This is a genomic window from Undibacterium sp. Di24W (assembly GCF_049340325.1).
Taxonomy (GTDB): Bacteria; Pseudomonadota; Gammaproteobacteria; order Burkholderiales; family Burkholderiaceae_D; genus Undibacterium.
Genome location: NZ_JBMPOP010000002.1, coordinates 315,515 through 337,521, shown reverse-complemented (window position 1 = coordinate 337,521; position 22,007 = coordinate 315,515). Strand labels below are relative to the sequence as shown.

The window sequence follows — 22,007 nt, the reverse complement described above, 5'->3', positions numbered from 1 at the left end:
CTAAGCTGCAAGTACTTTCATAGGAGGTATACCAGCCAGCTCACCATACCACTGTTCTAACAAGCCTGCTAATCAACAGGCTATATTGCGCGTTGCAACAAAGCTGGCACGAGTTCTGCTAGTACCTTTTATAAAAATGCTGATTTTAATTATGTGCGGAACAGCCATGCATTTATCTAGTTCAAGTAAAGCAGTCTAAATCAAACTTCTACCAATGGGGATACAACATGAAAACGATTTTAATGTGTGCCGTAGTAACGAGTGTTATTGCCAGCAGTTTCGTCAGTGAACGCGCCATGGCACAAGAAGCCAAGCCAGAACATGAGGTAAGTTTCAATCTAGGTGGCGTTAGCGATTATCGCTATCGTGGTATTTCTCAATCGCGTTTGAAACCAGCACTGCAAGGTGGTGCCGATTATGTCAACAACACGAACGGCTTGTATGCGGGCACCTGGTTATCAACGATTAAGTGGACTAAGGATGCGGGTGGCAGTGGCGAAGTCGAGATGGATCTGTACGCAGGAAAACGCGGTGAAATCACGTCAGATGTTACTTATGACGTCGGTGTCTTGTCCTATGTTTATCCGAGTAATGGTTTGAAAAAAGTGGCAGGTTTTGTCGATGCGAACACGACAGAAATCTACGGCCAAATTGGTAGTGGACCTTTTTATGCAAAGTACTCGCATTCGGTAACGAATTTATTCGGCTTTGTAAAAAGTAAAAATAGTGGCTATTTAGATTTGGGTGCCAATCTTGAGATGAGCGAGGGCTACACCTTGAATCTGCACTATGGTCGTCAAACCGTTAAAAATAATACTGCTTCCTCGTACAACGATTGGAAAGTGGGCGTCAGCAAAGAATTGGTTGGCGTGAATTTCAGCTTAGCAGTCATCGGTACCAGCGCTGACGAAAAGCTGTATTACACACCTGCAGGCAAATTTACTGGCAAAACCAGCTTGGTACTGTCTGCCGTAAAAACATTTTAATTCTGCCACATTGAATTAATGCCCAAATCAAACCAACAGATGTTTTGTTCAATACATCATTGAGACCATCATGAAACTGATTACTGCCATTATTAAACCCTTTAAGTTGGATGAAGTACGCGAGGCGCTTTCAGAAATCGGCGTGCAAGGAATTACTGTTACTGAAGTCAAAGGCTTTGGCCGTCAAAAAGGCCATACCGAGTTGTACCGTGGCGCCGAATATGTTGTCGATTTTCTGCCTAAGACCAAAATCGAAGCGGCGGTTGAAGACAATATCGTTGAGCGCGCTTTAGAAGCGATCGAAAATGCTGCCCGTACCGGAAAAATTGGTGACGGTAAGATTTTCGTCTACTCGCTAGAGCAGGTGGTACGTATTCGTACCGGCGAAACAGGAAATGAAGCGCTGTAATAACGCATATACGAAGCCTCATATTTGACTAAATTCGACAACATCGAGCCAACGAGACCTAACATGAATAAACTATTTAAAATACTCGCAGCGACCGCGTGTGCGCTAGCGATAGGGCAAAGCAGTTTAGCCTTTGCCGAAGAGCAAACCGCAGCGCCAGCTAGTGCAGTTACTGCTGTGAGTGCATCAGCTTCTGCAGCTGCTTCCTTAGCCTCAGTTCCAACAGCTGGCGAAGCGGCTAGTGCACCAACCGCCAGTGCCACTATGGCTTCTGCTCCTGCCGCAGTTGCCCCAGACGCAGTTCCCGCAACCGCAGCACCTGCGCCTACACCGAATAAGGGTGATACAGCATGGATGTTAGTAGCGACGCTGTTAGTAATCATGATGGCCATTCCTGGACTGGCATTGTTTTACGGCGGTCTAGTTCGTTCCAAAAACATGTTATCGATTTTGCTGCAAGTCTTTATGATCTTCGCAGTGATCATTGTCCTATGGTGTGTTTATGGATATTCCTTAGCCTTCACCGAGGGTGGTCGTTTCATCGGGAAATTTGATCGCGTTCTGCTAGGGGGTATTTTTGATCCAATAAAGGCTAGCTTTACGACCGCTGCGACCTTCAGCAAAGGCGTGGTAATCCCTGAGTTTGTGTTTGCTGCTTTCCAAGCGACTTTTGCTGCGATTACTTGCGGTCTCATTATTGGTGCATTTGCAGAACGTGCCAAGTTCAAAGCGGTGTTGGCTTTCATCGTCATCTGGTTCACTTTTAGCTACTTGCCGATCGCGCATATGGTTTGGTTCTGGACAGGTCCTGATGCAATTACCGACGCGGCAAGTTTGGCCACTGAAACAGCCAAAGCCGGTTTCCTGTTCCAAATGGGTGCACTTGATTTCGCTGGGGGTACTGTGGTGCATATCAATGCAGCGGTGGCAGGCTTGGTGGGTGCTTTTATGATTGGTAAACGCGTTGGTTACGGTAAAGAAGCGATGGCACCGCATTCATTGACGATGACCATGATAGGCGCGTCTCTCTTGTGGGTGGGCTGGTTTGGTTTCAATGCTGGTTCTGCTTATGAAGCGAACGACACTGCAGCTTTAGCTTTCATCAACACTTTGTTGGCGACGGCAGCAGCAACCCTTTCTTGGGTTTTCGGTGAGTGGATTACGAAAGGCAAGCCATCCATGTTGGGCGGCGCTTCCGGTGCAGTAGCAGGTTTGGTGGCGATCACTCCAGCATGCGGTTATGTTGGTCCATCTGGCGCCTTAGCTATTGGCTTATTAGCGGGTATCGTCTGCCTGTGGGGTGTGAACGGTCTGAAACGCTTGATTGGCGCAGATGATTCACTCGACGTCTTTGGCGTGCATGGCGTAGGTGGTATTTTGGGTGCATTGCTGACCGGTGTATTTGCTTCACCCGCTTTGGGTGGCGTTGGTATCTTCGATTATGTCACCAACAAGTTATCCGCGGATCCTTACTCTATCGTCGCGCAAGTAACAACTCAAGCAACTGCAGTGGGTGTAACGATCTTGTGGTCCGGTGTGGTGTCGATTATTGCCTATAAGTTGGTTGATATCGTGATCGGATTGCGTGTTCCAGAAGATGAAGAGCGCGAAGGCTTGGATATCACTAGTCATGGTGAATCAGCTTATCATTCTTAATGAAATGAATGCCTGACGACTTGGTCGGATGGCATAGATCAAAAAAAACAATGTAATGATTTCTTGGTGGGACTTTCACGCCTCTCAGTTACTTGAGAGGCGTTTTTTTTATCGACAATCTGGATAAAAAAATACTTGTCCGAAAATGGCTAGAAGCCTGGTCTGCTTTCACGTATAACGTCACCTGATGTCCTTTAACGGCGATACATACAGACGCAGCACTATGACAAGCAAAACAATTGAACTACCGGATTCTTCCTCTCCCGACTTCTATCGGGCACTTGCGGCAAAAGATGCGCGTTTTGATGGCGTTTTTTTTGCGGGCATCACGACTACAGGCATTTATTGTCGCCCTATTTGTCGGGTTAAAACACCGCGCGCTAGTTCTTGTGTTTTTTTTGGCTCACAAGCGGCTGCTGAGGCGGCAGGTTTTCGCCCTTGTCTGCGTTGTCGTCCCGAGTTGGCGCCCTACGACCTGCAACAAAACCTAGCACATGCGATTTGGCAAAAAATAGCTGCTGGCGAGATGAATGAGCATGGCGTTGAACAACTGGCGCTGACGGTAGGTCTATCCTCGCGTCAATTACGTAGGGTGATACTGCAGGAGTTTGGTGTCAGTCCAATTGAGTTGGCTCAAACGCAGCGCCTGTTATTCGCCAAAAAATTATTGCAAGAAACAAATTTGGGTATGACCGAGCTCGCTTTTGCAGCGGGTTTTGGAAGTGTGCGTCGATTTAATGCTTTGTTTGAAGCACGCTATAAAATGACGCCGGCATCAATTCGTCGTTCGCATTCGCAAGCTGAGTCGGGTATTTCTTTACGTTTGGCGTACCGGCCACCTTATGCTTGGGATGCCCTGTTGAATTATTTGCGTGGACGTGCCATGTCCGCACTTGAACATGTGGATAGCACAAACGCCAGTTATCAGCGTAGCATACAACTAGAAGGAAAAAGCGGTTGGATTCGTATTCAAAATGCACCAGACAAGCATCAATTGGTGCTGCATGTTGCGCCTACTTTAAGTACGGTGCTAATGCCTTTGCTGGCAAGAATACGCCAGCAATTTGATGTGGAAGCCAATCCTGTTTTAATCGCAAATCACTTGCAAACGGATCCTTTGTTGGCAGCACAATTGCAGCGCACTCCGGGCTTGCGTGTCCCTGGAAGTTTTGCACCATTTGAATTGGCAATACGAGCGATTCTTGGTCAGCAAGTTAGCGTGGCTGGTGCAACGACCGTAGCCGGGCGATTAGTGCAAAGATTTGGCGAGCCAGTTCAGACTCCTTGGCCTGAGGTAAGTCATCATTTTCCTTCTCCAGATCGGCTAGCCGCGCTAGATATAGAAACGATCGCCAGTATAGGGATACCAAAGACACGCGCTGCAACCATACAGTCTTTTGCTGCCTTTAGTGCGGCGGGTGGCTTGGAGCAAACACCCGGAATTAGTCTGGAGCAAGTGATAAAGCGTTTGGTGGCTTTGCCAGGTATCGGCGATTGGACTGCACAATACATAGCAATGCGAGCATTGCGCTTTCCGAATGCTTTCCCTTCTGGTGATTTGGGTTTGCAAAAAGCAGCGACTGACTTACATGAGACGCGTTGCAGTGCTCGTACCCTAGAACAGCGATCCTTGGCTTGGTCACCTTGGCGCAGTTATGCGGCATTGTTGTTGTGGGAATCGTTGGCTGCGAAAGAGTAATTCCTTCCTTAAGCCTCTATTCTTTTGCTTAGTATTATTGACGGTTCTTAATGTAGCTCTAAAACACGATGAAAAAATATTTGATTTTCTCTTCCCCCGTAGGTGATTTGCGTCTGCTCGCTAGTCCCATAGGTTTAGTTGGTGTCTATTTCCCCGCGCATAAACATTTGGAATGGGATCCTGCATGGCAGCATGCACCGCAAGAAGCGGTGTTGCTGAGGGCAGCGGAGCAATTACAGGAATATTTTGCGGGAAAACGCAGGGATTTTGATGTGCCACTTGACTGTGCCCACGGTACGAATTTTCAACAAGAAGTCTGGCGAGCATTGCAAACTATTCCTTATGGCGAGACCTGCAGTTATTCTGCACTTGCACAAAAGATCGCCCGTCCTAAAGCCATTCGTGCGCTGGGCGCTGCCAATGGCCGTAATCCCCTTTCGATAATTGTTCCCTGTCATAGAGTGATTGCCGCCAATGGTGAGTTACAAGGCTATGCTGGTGGCTTGGAGAATAAGCGCTACTTACTTGACTTTGAAAGATTGCAGCAGGCCAAGTTAAATGCTTGAAATACAAGGAAAAATTGACGTAAAGAAAGCAAAAAAGCAAGCTTTAAAGTTTTTTTGATGCAATGCACAAAAAAAGCTTGACGCTTAAAAAATAGTCAGTAGAATGCGAATTGTTGCGGTGCACCATGTTAAGTGTTTTTGGAGTCACTGCCATTTTTGATTCAAACTACATCGTCAACTTACCGGAGAATTCCATGTACACAACACCAGAACAATTTATCGCTGCTACTAAGACTAACTTGGAAGCACAATTTGCAGCAATCACAGCATTGAACCAAAAAGCATTTGAAGGTTTGGAACAGTTCGTATCTTTGAACGTGAATGCTGCTAAAGCGACTTTCGAAGAAGGTACTGCAGCAACTCAACAATTGTTGAATGCAAAAGACGCACAAGAATTGATCGCTTTGGCATCTGCTCAAGCTAAACCAAATGCAGAAAAAGCATTGGCATATGGCCGTCATTTGGCAACTATCACTTCAGCAACACAACAAGAATTCACAAAAGCAGTGGAATCTCATATCGCTGAAACAAATGCAAAAGTAGTTTCTTTGATCGACGAAGTCACAAAAAATGCACCAGCTGGTTCCGAGCAAGCTGTGACTGCATTGAAATCTGTAGTTGGTAACATCAACGCAGGTTACGAGCAATTGTCTAAAACAACCAAGCAAGCTGTTGCAACTTTGGAAGACAACTTGGCGAATGCAACTAAGCAATTCACACAAGCTGCAGAAAAAGCAACGACAACTGCAAAAAAGAAGTAATTTAGCCGATCAGCCCTTGGCCAAGCCAAGCGCTAAACGACTACGAAGCCGCAAGTTTCGTGTACAAAAACAATTAAATTTGTTTTGAGTGAAACTGGTCTCAGAAAAAAGCTTCCCGTAAGGGAGGCTTTTTTTTCGATTAACGCTTAGGCGAGATAGGTTGAGCCTGACACAAAGCAATAATATTTCAGAGTCGATTCCACGCCAAGCAGCATAGTCTGGTGTAATCTAACGAATTAACCGTAAGCTTGACACAAACCTTGAGGGAGTTTTACATGCAAGAAGTCGTAATCGTCGCCGCTGGACGTACCGCGGTTGGTAAATTTGGTGGTTCTTTAGCAAAAGTAGCGGCAACCGATTTGGGCGCACATGTGATTAAAGCCTTGATAACAAAAACCGGTCTAAGTGGTGCTGCAGTCAGTGAAGTCATTCTGGGACAAGTTTTGACTGCAGGCGTTGGTCAAAATGCAGCGCGACAAGCGGTTATCCGCTCAGGTTTGCCAAACACAGTACCCGCAATGACCATTAATAAAGTATGTGGCAGCGGTCTGAAAGCGACGCATTTGGCTGCACAAGCGATTATGGCCGGTGATGCAGAAATTGTGATCGCTGGTGGCCAGGAAAACATGAGCGCATCACCGCATGTATTGAACGGTTCACGTGATGGTTTCCGTATGGGCGATGCAAAATTAGTCGACACAATGATCGTCGATGGTTTGTGGGATGTGTATAACCAATATCACATGGGTATTACGGCAGAGAACGTCGCAAAGAAACATGGCATCACGCGTGAAGAACAAGATGAGTTCGCATTAGCTTCGCAAAATAAAGCCGAAGCTGCTCAAAAAGCCGGCAAATTTGTCGATGAAATTATTCCTTACGAAATCGTCAGCAAAAAAGGTACGACCGTGTTTGATACTGACGAATTCATTAAGCATGGCTGCACTTTAGATTCACTCTCCGCCTTACGCCCTGCTTTCGATAAAGCAGGTACGGTGACCGCAGGCAATGCTTCCGGTTTAAACGACGGTGCTGCAGCAGTGATTATGATGTCAGCGAAAAAAGCGGCTGAATTAGGTCTGCCAGTGTTGGCAAAAATTAAGGCTTATTCCTCTGCTGGTATTGATCCAACCGTTATGGGTTTGGGCCCGGTACCCGCCGCTCAGTTGTGCTTGAAAAAAGCGGGTTGGACACATGAAGAAGTCGATCTGATGGAGATCAATGAAGCTTTCGCTGCGCAAGCCATCGGTGTGAATCGTGAAATGGGCTGGGATACCAGCAAGATTAATGTCAACGGCGGCGCAATTGCCATCGGTCATCCTATCGGCGCTTCTGGTTGCCGTATTTTGGTGAGCTTGATTCATGAAATGATACGCCGTGATGCTAAGAAAGGTTTAGCAAGTTTGTGTATCGGTGGCGGTATGGGCGTGGCGTTGGCGATAGAACGCGAATAGACCTTAATGCTTCGAAAAAGCCCGTGAATCAGAGATGATGCACGGGCTTCTGTTTTCTACTTCTTCTTTGCAGTGATCAGTTCTTTGATTTTTAGAAACCGATCTTCGACTGTAGGTAAGGCATCAAATCGGTCAAAATTCGAGCCCATTACGCGGTCCAATTGATTGAGACGATCACTGGTTGGGGGATGAGTAGAAACGAGGGAATTGACCTCGCTGCCTTTACTTCCTTGCAATGTTTGTAAGACCGCAGGTAAACCAAAAGAATCATAACCCGCTCTCGTCGCCAAAACGACGCCCATACGATCTGCCTCAAATTCAGAGTCTTTATCCAAACCAACGCCGTAGAGCGCTGCGCCGAGAGAAGCGATCTCTAAAAAAGCTCGGTTGCGACGGTTGTCTTTACCGCTGGCATCGAGCGCAGTATCCCCAAGTGTTTTCAGAAAGGCGGTGGTATTGGCTTTCTTAATCGCGCTTAGATGATGTTTACGAACGACATGAGAGGCCTCATGACCGAGTACGCCTGCGAGTTCTGCTTCGCTGTTCAGCTTCAGGAGTAGACCTTTTGTAATAACAATATAACCCCCAGGGGCGGCAAACGCGGTGGCATCGCTCAAATCCAACACCACAAAGGTCCACGGTAGGTCTGGGCGTTCACTATGCAAGCTGACCCAGCGACCGACCTTGTTCACATAGCTTTGAACTTCTTGATTCTCGAGCAAGGGGCCAAGGCTAAGCAAATTGGCTGCAACCTCCTGACCGAGTACAATTTCATCCGATTCCGAAATATCTTTTGCCGCTTTAGCACCATCCGTTACCGTCTTAAATATTTTAGTCAAATTGAATTGCGGGGACGGAGCCGCCATGGCAGAGTTGATGACTAAGCAGAGCCCAAATGCGCCGGCAGTAAGCAAATGTTTAGACATCATCTCTCTCCTTCTGCTTTAACATAGGCAAGGTCTTGATCTTTCAAATTTTGCTGCGCTGCAAAGTTCTTTGCTACTGGCTTTTCGACGTTAAAGCTTTGCATTTTCTGGAAGCTATCTACATTCGGCGACAGGTTTTTGAAACTTTCTGGCGTCAGACCTTTTACCGCTGTAGTGGTTGTGCTGCCGGTATTTGTTCCTTTTTGTAGATTAGCTCCTGAAACAAACGTATCCTTTAAACTGAACGATGTTGTCCCTGAATCCTCAAAACGTAAGCTCAGCATTTTGACCCAGCCCAAGGCGTCTTGCGCTTTGACTTGAGTCCAACTGGCTTTGCGTGAGACGACATCAAGCTTCTGATTTTCTTTTAAGGACTTCAGAGTTTCCGCATCGCTAAAAGGTTTTGCCTTGAGCTCTGTGCTGCGCACAACGATAGCTTGCCCTTGCGCAAGGCTAATCGATGGTGCGGACATTAATGCGCCCGCAATAAGAATCGGAGTTGCAAACGGTTTCATTTTGGCTTCCTTGGACTAGGGGCAAATAATTCAACTTCTTGTTCACGACCTTTTACCTTATATGAGCCAAAGGCTTCAAAGTCAAGTGTGTCGCCGCATTTCAACATGGTTTCCCTCGAGACCAAGATGCGCGACACGCCTTTGGTTAAACCTTCGATACGACTGGCGAGGTTAACCGTATCGCCTATGGCAGTAAACTCTTTTCGTTCTGATGAACCGATGGAACCAACCACTGCTGGCCCAGAATGCAGGCCAATCCCAACGTCAAAATCCGCTGACAGATCGCCTAACTCCAATTTGAATTTCTCCAGAACTTCTGACATCTCAACCGCAGCCCTTACCGCATCTAAGGCGTGTTGTTCATTGTCGAGCGGCGCACCCCAAAATGCCATAATGCAGTCACCAATAAATTTGTCGATGGTACCGTTATAGCGGAATATCACTTCCACTTGCAGTGTGAAATAGCGATTAAGCAGATCGACAATTTGTTCAGGTGTGCGACTTTCTGAAAGTGAAGTGAAACCACGAATATCGGAAAACAAAACCGTAATTTCACGGCTTTCGGCTTTTTCACCGACATGCTCGGAGCCCTCTCGCGCGACCCATTCCTTGACGACATGCGGATTCACATAACGTCCAAATTCTTTAATCGTCGCTTGATAAGAGCGATGCACGATCCAATATTCACGTAACGCTAAGGAGAAGTAATAGACCCAGGCAAAAACTAGGGGAGTAAGTACATGCAGCAAGACGCCCTGTGATAACGCCCAGTAAGCACTACCAATGACAACTGGGGTAGTCAAAGCCAGGACGAGTGCGGGATAAAGGGCATTCACTCTTCGTAAAAAACAAGCGTAAATCAAAGCGATTGCTACTAGTGTTGCTAATAGCATGGACCATGGCGGTGGTGTCGAGACGAACTGTTGATTTTTCAGGTTGTCGATAGCGGTGGCCAAAATATTGGAACCCCAATACTGGCTATCAATCGGTGTCACTCGCAGATCGTGCAAAGATGACGCGTTGGCACCGATGATGACTATTTTGTTTTTGAATTCCTGCATTGGGCGCATCGGCTTTTCTCGATCGATGTCGGCATAAAGATCTGCAAACGAAATGCGTCGATAGGGGTTGCTATCACCATGCCAGGTTAGTACTAAATCAGCCTTTTGTGGCACCACGTAAGCCAAGTCTTGGGCAACACGTGCTGGTAGTGAGGGAACCAACCAGCCAGACATATCGGTGTAGAGTTCATAGCGTCGACCAACGCCATCTGCATCGCCGGAAAAATTCACGGTACCGATGCGCCATTGGCTAGCGTCTATCATCATGGGTAATAAAAAGGCGCCGTCTGCCAGTTCATCTGCTCGCGATGTTTTGATCAATCCCAGTCGTGTTTGTAAATCGCTCAGTTTTCCTACATAGGCCGCTCGATCGAGTTCACTTCGGATAAAGGGGAAAAAAATATTACGTTTATCTTTGATGGCCTGGTTGAACAGTTGATCGCTTTCGGGCCTATCCAAATCGCGTTCGTTAAAAGTCACATCAAATACGATCGCTTTGGGCTGCTGTTGTGTGATGGCTTCCACCACTTCGGCATAGACTGAACGAGGCCAAGGCCATCTGCCTACTTTGTCTTCCATTTGGGTCAGGCTGCGGTCATCGATATTGAGAATAATGATATCCGGATCCGCCGGCAATTTCAGCGCGTGCTGTTTTACCAGCCAGTCTGAGAATTTACCGTCAAGGTTGAGTAGGTAATGGGGCCAAAGTACTTCAAAACTTGCCATAAGAGTGACAAGGAGCGTGAAAACATGAATGAAACGTAGTGAAGATTTCATCGCCGAGAAAGCTGACTAAACGGCAGTGGATGACACCTGATAACCTGGGATTTTACTTTCGTCCACGTCATCAATCTGCGATTCGTCCATGAATTTTTTCGCGTATTCCAGATACACTTTTTCTTTGACAAAAACATGGAAAAGTTCAGGATCGATGTGGCCGTTCAAGCTGAATTTTCCTAGAATATCGAGTGATTCCGTTAAGCTCTTGCCGGTCTTGTAGGGTCTGTCTTTAGCTGATAGGGCTTCAAAAATATCTGCAATCGCCATCATGCGTGCTTGCACCGACATTTGTGATCCATGTAAGCCACGGGGGTAGCCTTTGCCATCCATCCGTTCATGATGACCACCCGCGTATTCAGGCACATTTTTTAAATGCTTAGGCCAAGGCAAGGCTTCTAGCATGCGTATCGTGACCGCGATGTGGTTGTTGATAATCTTTCGTTCATCAGCGGTTAAGGTGCCTCCTTTGATCGTCAGATTTTCGGTTTCTTCGGCATTGAGCAGATGTTGTTGTATGCCGTGGCTATCGATCCAGCGGCGCTGTGCAATTTGCAGTACACGTTGCTGATCGTCGTCACTCATGCGTTCGCCGCCAATATTGGCGTGGCGTAAGAAAGCTCTTTCCTGATCTAGTTGCGCTAGCTCTGCCTTGAGCGCCTGCTCAGCAATTTGAGCTTGTTCTGGGTGCGCCGAACTTGTTTGCATTTTTTTTAAGTGCTCAATTTCAACATCACGTCTTAAAATTTCAAACCTGGCATCGATTAAGTGAATACGGTCAAAAATGGTTTCCAACTTAGTCGATTTTTCGATAACGTGTACCGGCGTAGTGATTTTGCCGCAATCGTGTAGTAGTCCTGCCATCCACAATTCACGACGGTCACGATCGGTCATTTTGAAATCTTTGAGCGATCCTTCATTGTGGCGGTGAGTCGCCTCGGCTAGCATCATGGTTAATTCTGGAACGTGTTGGCAATGACGCCCGGTATTGGGCGATTTTTCGTCGATTCCAATATTGATCAGATTGACCAATGATTCAAATAAGTCTTCTAACTGAAAGATTAATTCTTGATTGCTCAAAGCGATCGCCGCCTGCGACGCCAGCGCTTCGATGAACCCTTGATCCGTCTCTGTAAAGCTGCAGATTTCCTTCGTTACAGGATTAATCGCGTTGATCAGTTGCAATACGCCAATTAGCTCGGATTCATGGTTGAGCATCGGTACTGTCAGTAAGGACTGGCAGTGATAATTATTGAGTTCGTCAAAGCGCCGCATTTCGGAAAAATTGAACAGATCGGCATCATAAACGCTGGCGATGCGGACCGACTGCTTGAGATTTGCTGCATAGGCAACGACTGCACTGAGATTTTGGTGACCAGCTTGATCAATCAGTGGAATCGACGCCATTTTGGAAGATTTTTCATGTGAGCCGCCAAAATGCAAATTCAAGGTGTCATTAATCGCCATATCAAATTCTAGACTTTGCTTATCGCTACTGACACGATACAAAGTACCACCATCGGCATTAGTGATGGTTTTTGCCGTCGTTAAAATACGCTCCAGCAATTGATTGACATCCTTAATGCCATTTAGAGCTACGCTCAGTTCAGTGAGATGCTGCAAGCGTTCGGCAATTTGTTCCTGGTTCAGTTCTGACATAGACTTACAGTATTTTGTTGAAAATGGCGGATCGAGATGTAATTACCAAGGCCTCAAAAATAGCTTTTCGGGGAAGTATCTGAATTGGTAAAAGTTTATTGATATCAATAAGCATACGGGCTAAGTCTAAACTTTCCTGTGTTTAAAGCCTAGTAAACCAAAGCGATGCGTTGGGTAAAACAACAGGCTTAGGGCGTTTCATAGATTTCGACCCAGGCGCTAAGTAATAGTAAGAAATTTTAGCAAATTATTTACAAAAATCAGTCTTTAGACGGTAATTTCGACAGCGTTCTCGAGTTTGCGGCAAAATGTGAAGTAAATGCGATTTTTTTGTTAATTAAAAACTAAATTCAGAAAACAAAAAATTCCGTCTTGTAATCATCGATGTAAATTAAAGCCAAAATTCTCCTCTGTCTTTGTACGAATCGTTTTCAATAGAAACCACAGGAATTTCTCAGTATGATCGGTGTTTCACTTGAGTCAAGCGCGAAGCGCTTGATCCCGAAAGTTTATTTTTCGTGCAGCAAGCAGAGGTCTTTACATGCTTTTTTTACAGGCATCAGTACCCTATGCTTGTTAGCGTATAGCTTGGCCGCCTTGGCCAACGACAGTAAATATCAAAATCCTGCGCCCGAATTGCAGGTACTCGTCGACGCGCCACGTGGTCCTGAGTTTCGCCTTGGCCCGCTTAATAAAATGGGCTTGTTGATTAGTATTCCTAGCTTACCAAGTATCGCCGAAGTCGCGCAAGCTGAGTTGAAACTGGCCGGTATGCGCATTCATCCGCGTTTACGTGCTGCTAGCCGTACCAGTTTTAGTGATGGCTTAAGTTTGTTGGATATTACTACTGGTAATACGCGTAAAGTCGGGGGACTACCAAATCGTGTACAAATTGCTGATATGGCATGGTCTGCGGATGAGCGTTGGTTGGCATTTAGTTGTTGGGGGAAGCGCGGGGTTGAATTGTGGTTACTCAACGTAAAGACCGCGACTGCACAAAAATTGATCGAAGAGCCCTTGAATGCAGTGACCAGCGCGGGGTTCTCGTGGGTGAGCGGAAACGGCCAAGCAGATCAGTTGTTGGTTCGTCTGTTGCCACGAACGCAGAAGCCAGCACCGCGCGAAAGTGCGGTACCAATTGGACCATCTATGCAGGAAACGCGTGGTGGCAAATTAGCACAAACCCGCACCTACCCCGATTTATTAAGAAATCCTTATGACGCCGATATGCTCGATTGGCAATTGCAAACACAGTTGGCAATGGTCAGCGTTCAAGGCCATGTGCGGCGCTTTGGTCCAGCGATGACATTGACGAAAGTCTTAGCGTCGCCTGATGGCAAGTGGGTTTTGACTACCCAAATCAAACGTCCCTATTCTTATCAGCTGCCTTTAGAGCGCTTTGGGCAATTGATCGAAGTCTGGGGTGTCGATGGCAAGAAATTAAAGACCATTGCCGAGTTACCCATGCGTGAACGTTTGCCTAGTGCAAATGATGCAGTGCAGGCAGGACCGCGCAACTTTGCCTGGCGCAATGATCAGGCAGCGACACTCTATTGGCTGGAGGCGCAAGGGGGAGGCGACCCAGAGTCAAATATTAAAGTACACGATATTTTAATGCAGCATGGAATACCGTTTGGCGGCGCCCCTCAAAAATTAATGGACCTCTCATGGCGTTTTAATTCAATCGTATGGGGCAATGATCATCTCGCACTAGTGACTGAAAACTGGGGAAAGACACGAGAAGTCCGTACTTGGCGAATTCAACCAGGCGCGCCATATACCAAACCAGAATTGTTATTTGCCCGTAAATCTGAAGATCAATATGCTAATCCAGGCGCGCCTCTGATGGAGTTGAATCAGTACGGGCGCTCGGTGATTCGCCTGACCCGCGACGAACAATCAATGTTCTTAATTGGCACGGGCGCTAGCCCAGAAGGTGATCGTCCATTTATAGATCGTTATCATTTACCTACGCAGAAAGCCTTACGCTTATGGCGTTCTAAAGCGCCCTACTATGAAGAGGTCTTAGGTGTCGTTGATGATCAGGGAACGCAACTCATTACGACGCGTGAATCACAAGACGAACGTCCCAACTTGTATTTGCGCAATATCGGTAATAACCTCACTAGCAACGCCGCGCCAAAAGCTTTGACCGCATTTCCTCACCCCACGCCACAGTTGCGAGGTATACAGAAGAAACAGTTGCACTATGAACGCCAGGATGGATTAAGTTTGAGTGCGACTTTGTATTTACCACCGGGCTACGATCCTAAGCGTGACGGCCCGCGTCCTATGCTCATGTGGACTTACCCACGTGAGTTTAAGAGTGCAGAAACTGCGGGTCAGGTCACCGGCTCACCGTACAAATTTAATCGCATCAATGTGCAAGGCCCGCAAGTCATGTTAGCCCGTGGTTACACCGTCTTGGATGGGTTTGCGATGCCGATAGTAGGCGAGGGACGTAAAGAACCTAACGATACGTTTATCGAGCAAATCAAAATGAATGCCGAAGCGGCGGTCGATGAAGTCGTGCGTTTAGGCGTGGCTGATCGACAAAGAATAGCGATTGGCGGGCATAGTTATGGTGCATTTATGGCGGCTAATTTGTTAGCGCACACCAGTTTATTCCGCGCTGGAATTGCCAGGTCTGGCGCCTACAACCGGAGTTTGACACCGTTTGGCTTTCAAGCAGAAGACCGAAATTATTGGAAAGCGATTGATACCTATCAAGAAATGTCGCCTTTTAATTATGCGGACGAGATTGATGTACCCTTATTATTGATACACGGTGAAGATGACAATAACCCAGGTACTTTCCCTATGCAGAGTGAACGTATGTATCAGGCTTTGCAAGGTTTGGGTACGCCTGCTCGCTTGGTTATGTTGCCGCACGAGAGTCATAGTTATCGTGCGCGAGAGTCGCTGTTGCACATGTTGTGGGAACAAGATCAATGGCTATTGCGCTATGTGAAAAATGCAAAGCCATTGCCAGCAAAATAGGCTTTTTTACACAATCAGCTAAAGCTTGAGGTTTTGTTGTTACAATGCATTTGAAATCTCAAGCAGTTAATCCTCACATAAACTTTCATTATGCTCAAAGCGTATATTCTCGACAATCAAGCGGTTGCCCGTAATTTATTGGGAACCGTGCTCATGAACGGTGGGCATGAAGTGATCGGCGATGGTAATCATAGCGCTCACAACTTGGCAAAAATGGTCAAACTACAACCGCAAATCGTTTGTGTCGATATCGGCGAAGCAGATAAAGAAGGACTATCAATTTTAGAAAATTTGCGTGCGCAGTTGCCAAAAGCCTTGATTTTTTTGGTGTCAGCTAAACTCGACGCGGAAACGATCACGACTGCACAAGGCATGGGTGTGGTTGGGTTTATTGTGAAACCGTTTAATTCTACGGCGGTATTAATGTCCATTCGAAATGCGATTTTGCGGATAGCGACTCAAACACGTGCTAAACAAGCTGACACTGCATCAAGTGCCGAACAGCCTGTTGATGAGAATCCTGCGCCACCCAGTACTTAATTCATCCCAATATTTAGTTGCTTTATCAGGCAACGCTGAATTACGTCGCATCTTTACACCTTTTTAACGCCTTCGCTTACAGTGAGACATATTCTTAAGGAGGCATCATGAGTACTTCATCCCTTACCCAATCCGCCATGTCAGAACAAGCAATACCAGCTGAGGTATCGATACAAAGCGATACCTGGCTCAATCGTTATCGTAATTTTCCGGTTTTTTCTAAGACCTGGTTTCGTCATCGCAGTATTGCTTTTATTGGCACCTATTTATTCATTACTGCCATCGTTCTAATTATTGCCTTGATCACCAAAGGCGATTGGCGTTTGTATTCGGTAGTGGTGCTTCCAACCTTGATTTCAGCTATCAGCCTGACAACGGCGGGCCAAGCCATGGCGGTTTGGGTGCGTCAGAAAGGTTTCACGCCGAGGAAAGAAGTCATTTGTTTGTCTCTTGCCCTATTGATGGGCGCTGCATTTAGTTTTGGCGTTTTTAAAGCGAGCGGCCGTTTAGCGAAATTGGCTATATATGGTGATGCATCACATAAGATTTTTGACGACAGCAAGAAACGTGAGCAAGACAAGAAAACTGCAGAACTTCAAACGCCACCTACTACCGCTGCTTCATCATCTACATCTAGTTCGACACCGGCGATAAGCGCAAGTTCTGCATCGGCCTCAGTGGTAACGCCTAAAGCGGACGATACCGATATTGAAATTGATAAATGGGTGCAAATGATAGTCGGTATGTCTCCTATGGTTTTTGTCTTGATTTATACAGGTAGCGGTTTTGACCTTTGGTACTTCTTACGCCAACGCAAACGCTTAGCCGAGGCACTACGCCAACAAGAGTTAAAGCGAGCACAAGATGCGCGACGAGAAGCCGAGTTGCGTCTCTCCGTTCTGGTCGCACAAGTAGAGCCGCATTTCTTATTTAATACTCTGGCGGGGGTACGATCTGCGATTTTGACTGAGCCCTTGCGAGCGACTGCAATTGTCGACCATTTAGTCGATTATCTACGTTCCACCATACCTCAGATGCGCGGCGATGGTAGCTCTGAGCAAGGTCGTTTAGCAAAACAATTGGAAGCGGCACGTGCCTATTTAGGATTGATGCAAGCGCGGATTCCCCGCCTGACTTACAGCGTAGAGTCCGAATTAAAGGATGCTGCGTTCCCACCTTTGCTGCTAATTTCGCTCGTAGAAAATGCGATCAAACACGGCGTAGAACCAAAAATAGGCCCAGTGCATATCAGTGTCAGTGCTCGCTATTTTGATCAGGACGACGAAGAAAAATTGGAAGTAACGGTCAGTGATAACGGTGTCGGTTTTGGCGGTGCTACTTCAGGTTCGGGTATAGGATTGGCAAATATCCGAGAACGCTTGGAATCTATGTACGGCACGCGCGCCAGTTTAGTTTTGAAAGCGCGTCCTGAAGGTGGCGTGACTGCTAGTATTGTGATTCCTCTGATCGCATAATTGATTGTTAGCCTTACTTAGCAAAAAGTGATTTACCGTAAATTGCCCTAAAAGGAGTTCAAATGACGACTGCGATTATCGCCGATGACGAAGATTTACCCCGTAAAGATTTGCGCCGCATGTTGGCAGAATTATGGCCAGAATTAGAGGTACTCGCAGAATGTGAGCATGGTACTGAGGCGCTAGAGGCGATCCATCACTATAGTCCGGATATCGCATTTCTCGACATCCGTATGCCAGGAATGACCGGCTTGGATGTTGCAAACGCAACCAAGGGACGCTGCCACGCCGTATTTACCACGGCCTATGATAATCATGCTCTTGAAGCGTTCTCTGCTGGTGCGATCGATTACCTGTTAAAACCCATTTCGCGTGAACGTTTGGTCGACGCCATCACGCGTCTCAAAGAGCGCATGGCGAGCAAAGCCGCACCATCTGATCTCAGTCAATTAATGCAAGAGTTAGACAAACGCCTTCGTCCTCAGGCTGCGGAACGGATACGCTGGATCAGTGCCAGTGTCGGCGACACAATCAAGATGTTCCCGATCGATAAAATTCTATTTTTCACTTCAGATGAAAAATACACACGCGTCGTCTGCACTGATGATGAAGCGCATGTACGCAAACCATTAAAAGAAATCATCGACGGCCTAGATCCAGAAATATTCTGGCAAATCCACCGCAGCGTCGTAGTCCGCGCTGAAGCTATCGCCAAAGCGCATCGTGATGAACTCGGTAAGATTACTGTGGAATTACGCGGTACCAAAGAAATACTGAAGGTGAGTCAGGCTTATGCTTGGCGGTTTAAGCCTATGTGATGGTGTTGTCCAGCAATCGGTTGATTATTCGATTCAGTTTAACGCGTCTTTGTTATAAATGCCGATTTTTTGTGAAACTCAGAATATAGGACGGAACTTCGCTGATACCATCTCTTTAGTATCGAATAAGCTTACGGGTGCTATAGCAACGTTATTTTTTACGACATTTATGGAATAGGATTAGCCTTGCTTTCATCATCCCAAGTTTCCGCCAGAATCCAATAACGTTTGCCATCGAAACTTAGCATCAAATTATTGATACCCCGGCCAATTACGGGGCCGTCTTGTGTTTTGCGCATTTCGTATGTGCTCCAGATCTGGATAGAATGGCCGAAGCGTTTTACTTCACGTTTAATTTCATTTTCAAAGAAGCCGCCGTCAAAAAAGGGTTTGGAATTGCTGTGATATTCCTCCACCGTGTACCGCTTTAAGATTCGCTCTTTGTTGGCATTGCGTGTATGAATAAAGATGGCGGCCTCTGGATGATGCAAAGACAAGTCACGCTGCATATCGCGTGCCACGCCCGCGCCGCCAGAAACGACTTCGTAATAAGCGCGCATTAATCCATCTATGCTTGTAACATCCTCTGCGCGTGGTGTTTTTGATTCTTGTGCGAATACGCTGCTTGAGAAGAGTAAGGCGCACAAAACGAAGTGCAAAAAATGAGTAAATGATTTGAAAAGCATTTGATACTCCGTGACGAAATTGAATTTATTCGACTTTGCTGTCAGATATTAGTTCGAATGGTTCTTTAAAAAATTTTGAAGACGAAATGTCAATTCAATTCTAAGATATGAGGTATTAAATTTATTGATAAGGACTTAAATGATTAGCGTTACCGAGTTTCGATCTGCTACGCCTATACTTGCATCACTCGACATCGCCAGAACGGTCGCATTTTATGAGACCAAACTTGGCTTCACGACCTTGTATTCAGCTCAGAACGAGTATGCGGTGCTACGCAAAGACAGTATTGGACTCCATAAATGCACACTACATTACACAACCGAAGCGATTTGGACGGAGTGAAAGTTGGCAAGCTTACCGCGAGTGTGTCTAGTTTGGATTCCCGAGCCTTAATCGCGATCAGTTGAACATTTCAAAATGTGCAGACACCCGAGCAATCCTGTGTCTGTTTTATTTTCTAGGCTAATTTGTGATTGGCGGTTTGAAATTCGAAATTAGCTGTAGCTGTGGTAGTCTTTCGTTCGGGAAAACCATAATAAAAACAAATCAAGGAGCACGAACGATGTTATCGCCTCAAACCAAATTGGTAACCACAAAGAAAACTAATTTTGCATTAAGCAAGACAGTAGCGGGCATAAGCTTTTTACTATACGCCAGCTTTCATATAGCGCCTGCTTACAGTACGCCAACTACCAGTGCCCCAACTACCAGTACGAAAGACCTCGCACGCTGGCAGGCCACCGCGCAAAAAGTCACGATCTCGCGTGATAAGTGGGGCATTCCGCATGTGGTTGGCAAGAGCGATGCCGATGCCGTGTTTGGCTTATTGTATGCGCAGGCAGAAGATGATTTTAAACGCATAGAATTAAACTATATCAATGCGCTAGGTCGTTTGGCCGAGGTGGAAGGCGAGGCCCAGATCTGGCACGATTTGCGTATAAAGTTGTTTATTCAGCCCAAGGATTTGCAAGCCAAATATGCGGCTAGTCCGGCTTGGCTGAAAGCCTTGATGAATGGCTTTGCTGATGGCTTGAATTATTATCTGCACACGCATCCCGAAGTGAAGCCCCGTTTGATTACGCATTTTGAGCCGTGGATGGCACTGGCATTTAGTGAAGGTAGCATTGGTGGCGATATTGAATCGATCAACCTCACGCAATTAGAAGCTTTATATGGCAAGCGCCCCGAATTAGCTGCACTCAATATGGATCCGGTAATGCCCGAGCCACGTGGTTCGAATGGTTTTGCCATTGCGCCAACTCGTACCGCGAACGGCCAGGCCATGTTATGGATTAATCCGCATACTTCATTCTATTTCCGCCCTGAGGTGCAGGTTACCAGTTCACAAGGTTTGAACGCTTATGGCGCGGTGACTTGGGGCCAGTTCTTCATTTATCAGGGCTTCAATCAATACAATGGCTGGATGCATACCTCGAATGCAGCGGATGTGATTGATGAATTTGCCCTTACCATTAGTCAAAAAGCGGGTAAATATTATTATCTGTACGAAGGTAAACCGCGGCCTTTGAAAGTCGTCGAACAGAGTCTGCCTTTCAAAACTAGTACTGGCATGGATAATCGCAAGATCAGCACTTACTTTAGTCATCACGGCCCTGTAGTGCGTGCTGCCGATGGTAAATGGATCGCGGTGCAATTGATGAACGAGCCGGTGAAAGCCTTGATGCAATCCTATTTGCGCACCAAGACCCGTGATTACGCCGGATTTGCCAAAGTGATGGATCTACGTGCGAATTCTTCCAATAACACGGTGTACGCCGACCGTGACGGCAATATCGCGTATTTCCATGGCGACTTCGTGCCACGTCGTAATCCGCAGTTAGATTGGACGCGCCCGGTAGACGGCAGTTTGCGTACGGCCGATTGGCAAGGACTGCATCCAGTCAAAGACATTATTCAATTATTCAACCCCGCCAACGGCTGGATACAAAATACCAATAATTGGCCATTTTCCGCTGCTGGTACTGGAGACGGCAATAGCAGCCCGCGCCTGCAAGATTATCCGCGCTATATGTGGACCAATGGCGAGAACGCCCGTGGTCTGCACGCGGTGAAAGTCTTGAAAGAGGCTAAAAATTTAACGCTCGATGGCATGATCAAGCTTGCTTACGATAATGAGCTCACTGCGTTTGAATCTTTGTTGCCGCCACTATTTAAAGCCTACGACGCAGCGCCTGACCCAGCCTTAGCAGAACAGATTAAAAGCCTGCGTACTTGGGACTTGCGTGCGACTTTAGAATCCAGTCCCACTTCCTTGGCGATTTATTGGGCGCAAGACTTGGTGCAGACGCATGGTGCCGAGGCACGTAGTAAAAATGTACCAGCGGTCGATTATTTACCTCGCCTGCCGGCATCTGCCCTGCTCGCTGGTTTGCAACGTGCTAGTCAGCGTTTGCAAAATGATTTTGGTCATTGGCAAATGCCTTGGGGCGAGATCAATCGTTTCCAACGACTCTCCGGCGATATTAATGCCAGCTATGATGATAATAAGCCTAGTTTGCCTGTGTCATTTGCATCAGGTAACTGGGGTGCGCTGGCGGCTTATGGCATGGTCGCTAAGCAAACAACCAAACGGATTTATGGTGATCGTGGCAATAGTTTTGTGGCAGCGGTATCTTTTGGACCCCGCATACAAGCCAAGAGTATATTGGCTGGTGGCGAGAGCGGCGATCCGGCTTCCGTCCATTTTAACGATCAGGCTGAGATGTATAGCAAAGCGCAATTTAAGGACGTCTTGTTCTACCCGGAGGACGTGGCAAAGCATCTGAAGCGTCAATATCATCCGGGGCAGTAAGGCTTATAGGAATGGCATTGCGATAGGCTGGCTGTTTTGTCTACCGCAATGCAAATCGCAAAAAATGCCGCAATGCGCAATAAATCTAGCCTGGTTCTTCACCACAAATTGGTCTTATCCCAGACATTTCTAGTTTAGAATGCACCGTCGTTGAAAATCCCTGCATTTTTGGTAAGTCTTATCGGTCATGAAATGCGGTGGATTTT

Annotated in this window: 18 protein-coding genes; 13 read left to right on the top strand and 5 right to left on the bottom strand. The window is 46.7% G+C overall.

Translation table 11 applies throughout. The features are described from left to right. Positions 1–227: 227 nt before the first annotated feature. The 7 genes from ACO0KZ_RS04960 (at position 228) to ACO0KZ_RS04930 (ending at position 7,531) form a co-directional block, all read left to right on the top strand. Positions 228–986: a TorF family putative porin gene (locus tag ACO0KZ_RS04960; protein WP_422993354.1), complete on the top strand. Its 759-nt coding sequence runs from the start codon at positions 228–230 to the stop codon at positions 984–986. 70 nt (positions 987–1,056) lie between these two features. Beyond that, a complete protein-coding gene (locus ACO0KZ_RS04955; protein WP_314862757.1) occupies positions 1,057–1,395 on the top strand; it encodes a P-II family nitrogen regulator in 339 nt (112 codons plus the stop codon). Between the two features lie 63 nt (positions 1,396–1,458). Next, positions 1,459–3,051 (top strand): ammonium transporter, encoded by a 1,593-nt coding sequence (locus ACO0KZ_RS04950; RefSeq protein WP_422993351.1) that lies wholly within the window; start codon positions 1,459–1,461, stop codon positions 3,049–3,051. Between the two features lie 223 nt (positions 3,052–3,274). Continuing rightward, entirely contained in the window at positions 3,275–4,750 is a 1,476-nt protein-coding gene (locus tag ACO0KZ_RS04945; RefSeq protein ID WP_422993349.1) for an AlkA N-terminal domain-containing protein, read from the top strand. Between the two features lie 68 nt (positions 4,751–4,818). Further along, positions 4,819–5,316: a methylated-DNA--[protein]-cysteine S-methyltransferase gene (locus ACO0KZ_RS04940; RefSeq protein ID WP_422993347.1), complete on the top strand. Its 498-nt coding sequence runs from the start codon at positions 4,819–4,821 to the stop codon at positions 5,314–5,316. A 194-nt stretch (positions 5,317–5,510) separates the two neighbouring features. Beyond that, on the top strand, positions 5,511–6,077 hold the full coding sequence (locus tag ACO0KZ_RS04935) for a phasin family protein (protein ID WP_422993345.1): 567 nt from the start codon (positions 5,511–5,513) through the stop codon (positions 6,075–6,077). A 275-nt stretch (positions 6,078–6,352) separates the two neighbouring features. Then, complete coding sequence (locus ACO0KZ_RS04930; RefSeq protein WP_422993343.1) at positions 6,353–7,531, top strand: acetyl-CoA C-acetyltransferase; 1,179 nt, start codon at positions 6,353–6,355, stop codon at positions 7,529–7,531. A 56-nt stretch (positions 7,532–7,587) separates the two neighbouring features. Here the strand turns inward: ACO0KZ_RS04930 and ACO0KZ_RS04925 are convergent, their stop codons facing one another. The 4 genes from ACO0KZ_RS04925 to ACO0KZ_RS04910 form a co-directional block, all read right to left on the bottom strand. Beyond that, positions 7,588–8,460 carry a M48 family metalloprotease gene (locus ACO0KZ_RS04925; RefSeq protein ID WP_422993341.1) on the bottom strand — a complete coding sequence of 291 codons (873 nt, stop codon included), beginning with the start codon at positions 8,458–8,460 and terminating at the stop codon, positions 7,588–7,590. Beyond that, positions 8,457–8,972 carry a hypothetical protein gene (locus tag ACO0KZ_RS04920; protein WP_422993339.1) on the bottom strand — a complete coding sequence of 172 codons (516 nt, stop codon included), beginning with the start codon at positions 8,970–8,972 and terminating at the stop codon, positions 8,457–8,459. Before ACO0KZ_RS04920 ends, ACO0KZ_RS04925 begins: the two co-directional genes overlap by 4 nt. After that, a complete protein-coding gene (locus ACO0KZ_RS04915) occupies positions 8,969–10,759 on the bottom strand; it encodes a CHASE2 domain-containing protein (RefSeq protein WP_422993337.1) in 1,791 nt (596 codons plus the stop codon). The genes ACO0KZ_RS04920 and ACO0KZ_RS04915 overlap by 4 nt, the downstream gene beginning before the upstream one ends. A gap of 66 nt (positions 10,760–10,825) precedes the next feature. After that, a complete protein-coding gene (locus ACO0KZ_RS04910) occupies positions 10,826–12,469 on the bottom strand; it encodes an HD domain-containing phosphohydrolase (RefSeq protein WP_422993335.1) in 1,644 nt (547 codons plus the stop codon). 459 nt (positions 12,470–12,928) lie between these two features. Between ACO0KZ_RS04910 and ACO0KZ_RS04905 the strand changes: the two genes are divergently transcribed. The 4 genes from ACO0KZ_RS04905 to ACO0KZ_RS04890 all read left to right on the top strand — a co-directional run bounded on the left by ACO0KZ_RS04905 (position 12,929) and on the right by ACO0KZ_RS04890 (position 18,302). Beyond that, positions 12,929–15,469 carry a prolyl oligopeptidase family serine peptidase gene (locus ACO0KZ_RS04905; RefSeq protein WP_422993333.1) on the top strand — a complete coding sequence of 847 codons (2,541 nt, stop codon included), beginning with the start codon at positions 12,929–12,931 and terminating at the stop codon, positions 15,467–15,469. A 90-nt stretch (positions 15,470–15,559) separates the two neighbouring features. Then, entirely contained in the window at positions 15,560–16,009 is a 450-nt protein-coding gene (locus ACO0KZ_RS04900) for a response regulator (RefSeq protein ID WP_422993331.1), read from the top strand. 107 nt (positions 16,010–16,116) lie between these two features. After that, positions 16,117–17,484, top strand: a complete 1,368-nt coding sequence (locus ACO0KZ_RS04895; protein WP_422993329.1) for a sensor histidine kinase — start codon at positions 16,117–16,119, stop codon at positions 17,482–17,484. A 62-nt stretch (positions 17,485–17,546) separates the two neighbouring features. Then, on the top strand, positions 17,547–18,302 hold the full coding sequence (locus ACO0KZ_RS04890) for a LytR/AlgR family response regulator transcription factor (protein WP_422993327.1): 756 nt from the start codon (positions 17,547–17,549) through the stop codon (positions 18,300–18,302). A gap of 167 nt (positions 18,303–18,469) precedes the next feature. Here ACO0KZ_RS04890 and ACO0KZ_RS04885 read toward each other — a convergent pair whose 3' ends face one another. Continuing rightward, complete coding sequence (locus ACO0KZ_RS04885; RefSeq protein WP_422993325.1) at positions 18,470–18,988, bottom strand: hypothetical protein; 519 nt, start codon at positions 18,986–18,988, stop codon at positions 18,470–18,472. 139 nt (positions 18,989–19,127) lie between these two features. Here ACO0KZ_RS04885 and ACO0KZ_RS04880 point away from each other — a divergent pair, with 139 nt between their 5' ends. Together ACO0KZ_RS04880 and ACO0KZ_RS04875 are read left to right on the top strand one after the other, a co-directional pair. Next, positions 19,128–19,331, top strand: coding sequence for a hypothetical protein (locus ACO0KZ_RS04880; RefSeq protein ID WP_422993323.1), 204 nt, complete (start codon positions 19,128–19,130; stop codon positions 19,329–19,331). Positions 19,332–19,551: 220 nt separating this feature from the next. Next, positions 19,552–21,801, top strand: a complete 2,250-nt coding sequence (locus ACO0KZ_RS04875) for a penicillin acylase family protein (protein ID WP_422993321.1) — start codon at positions 19,552–19,554, stop codon at positions 21,799–21,801. The last annotated feature ends 206 nt before the right edge of the window (positions 21,802–22,007 follow it).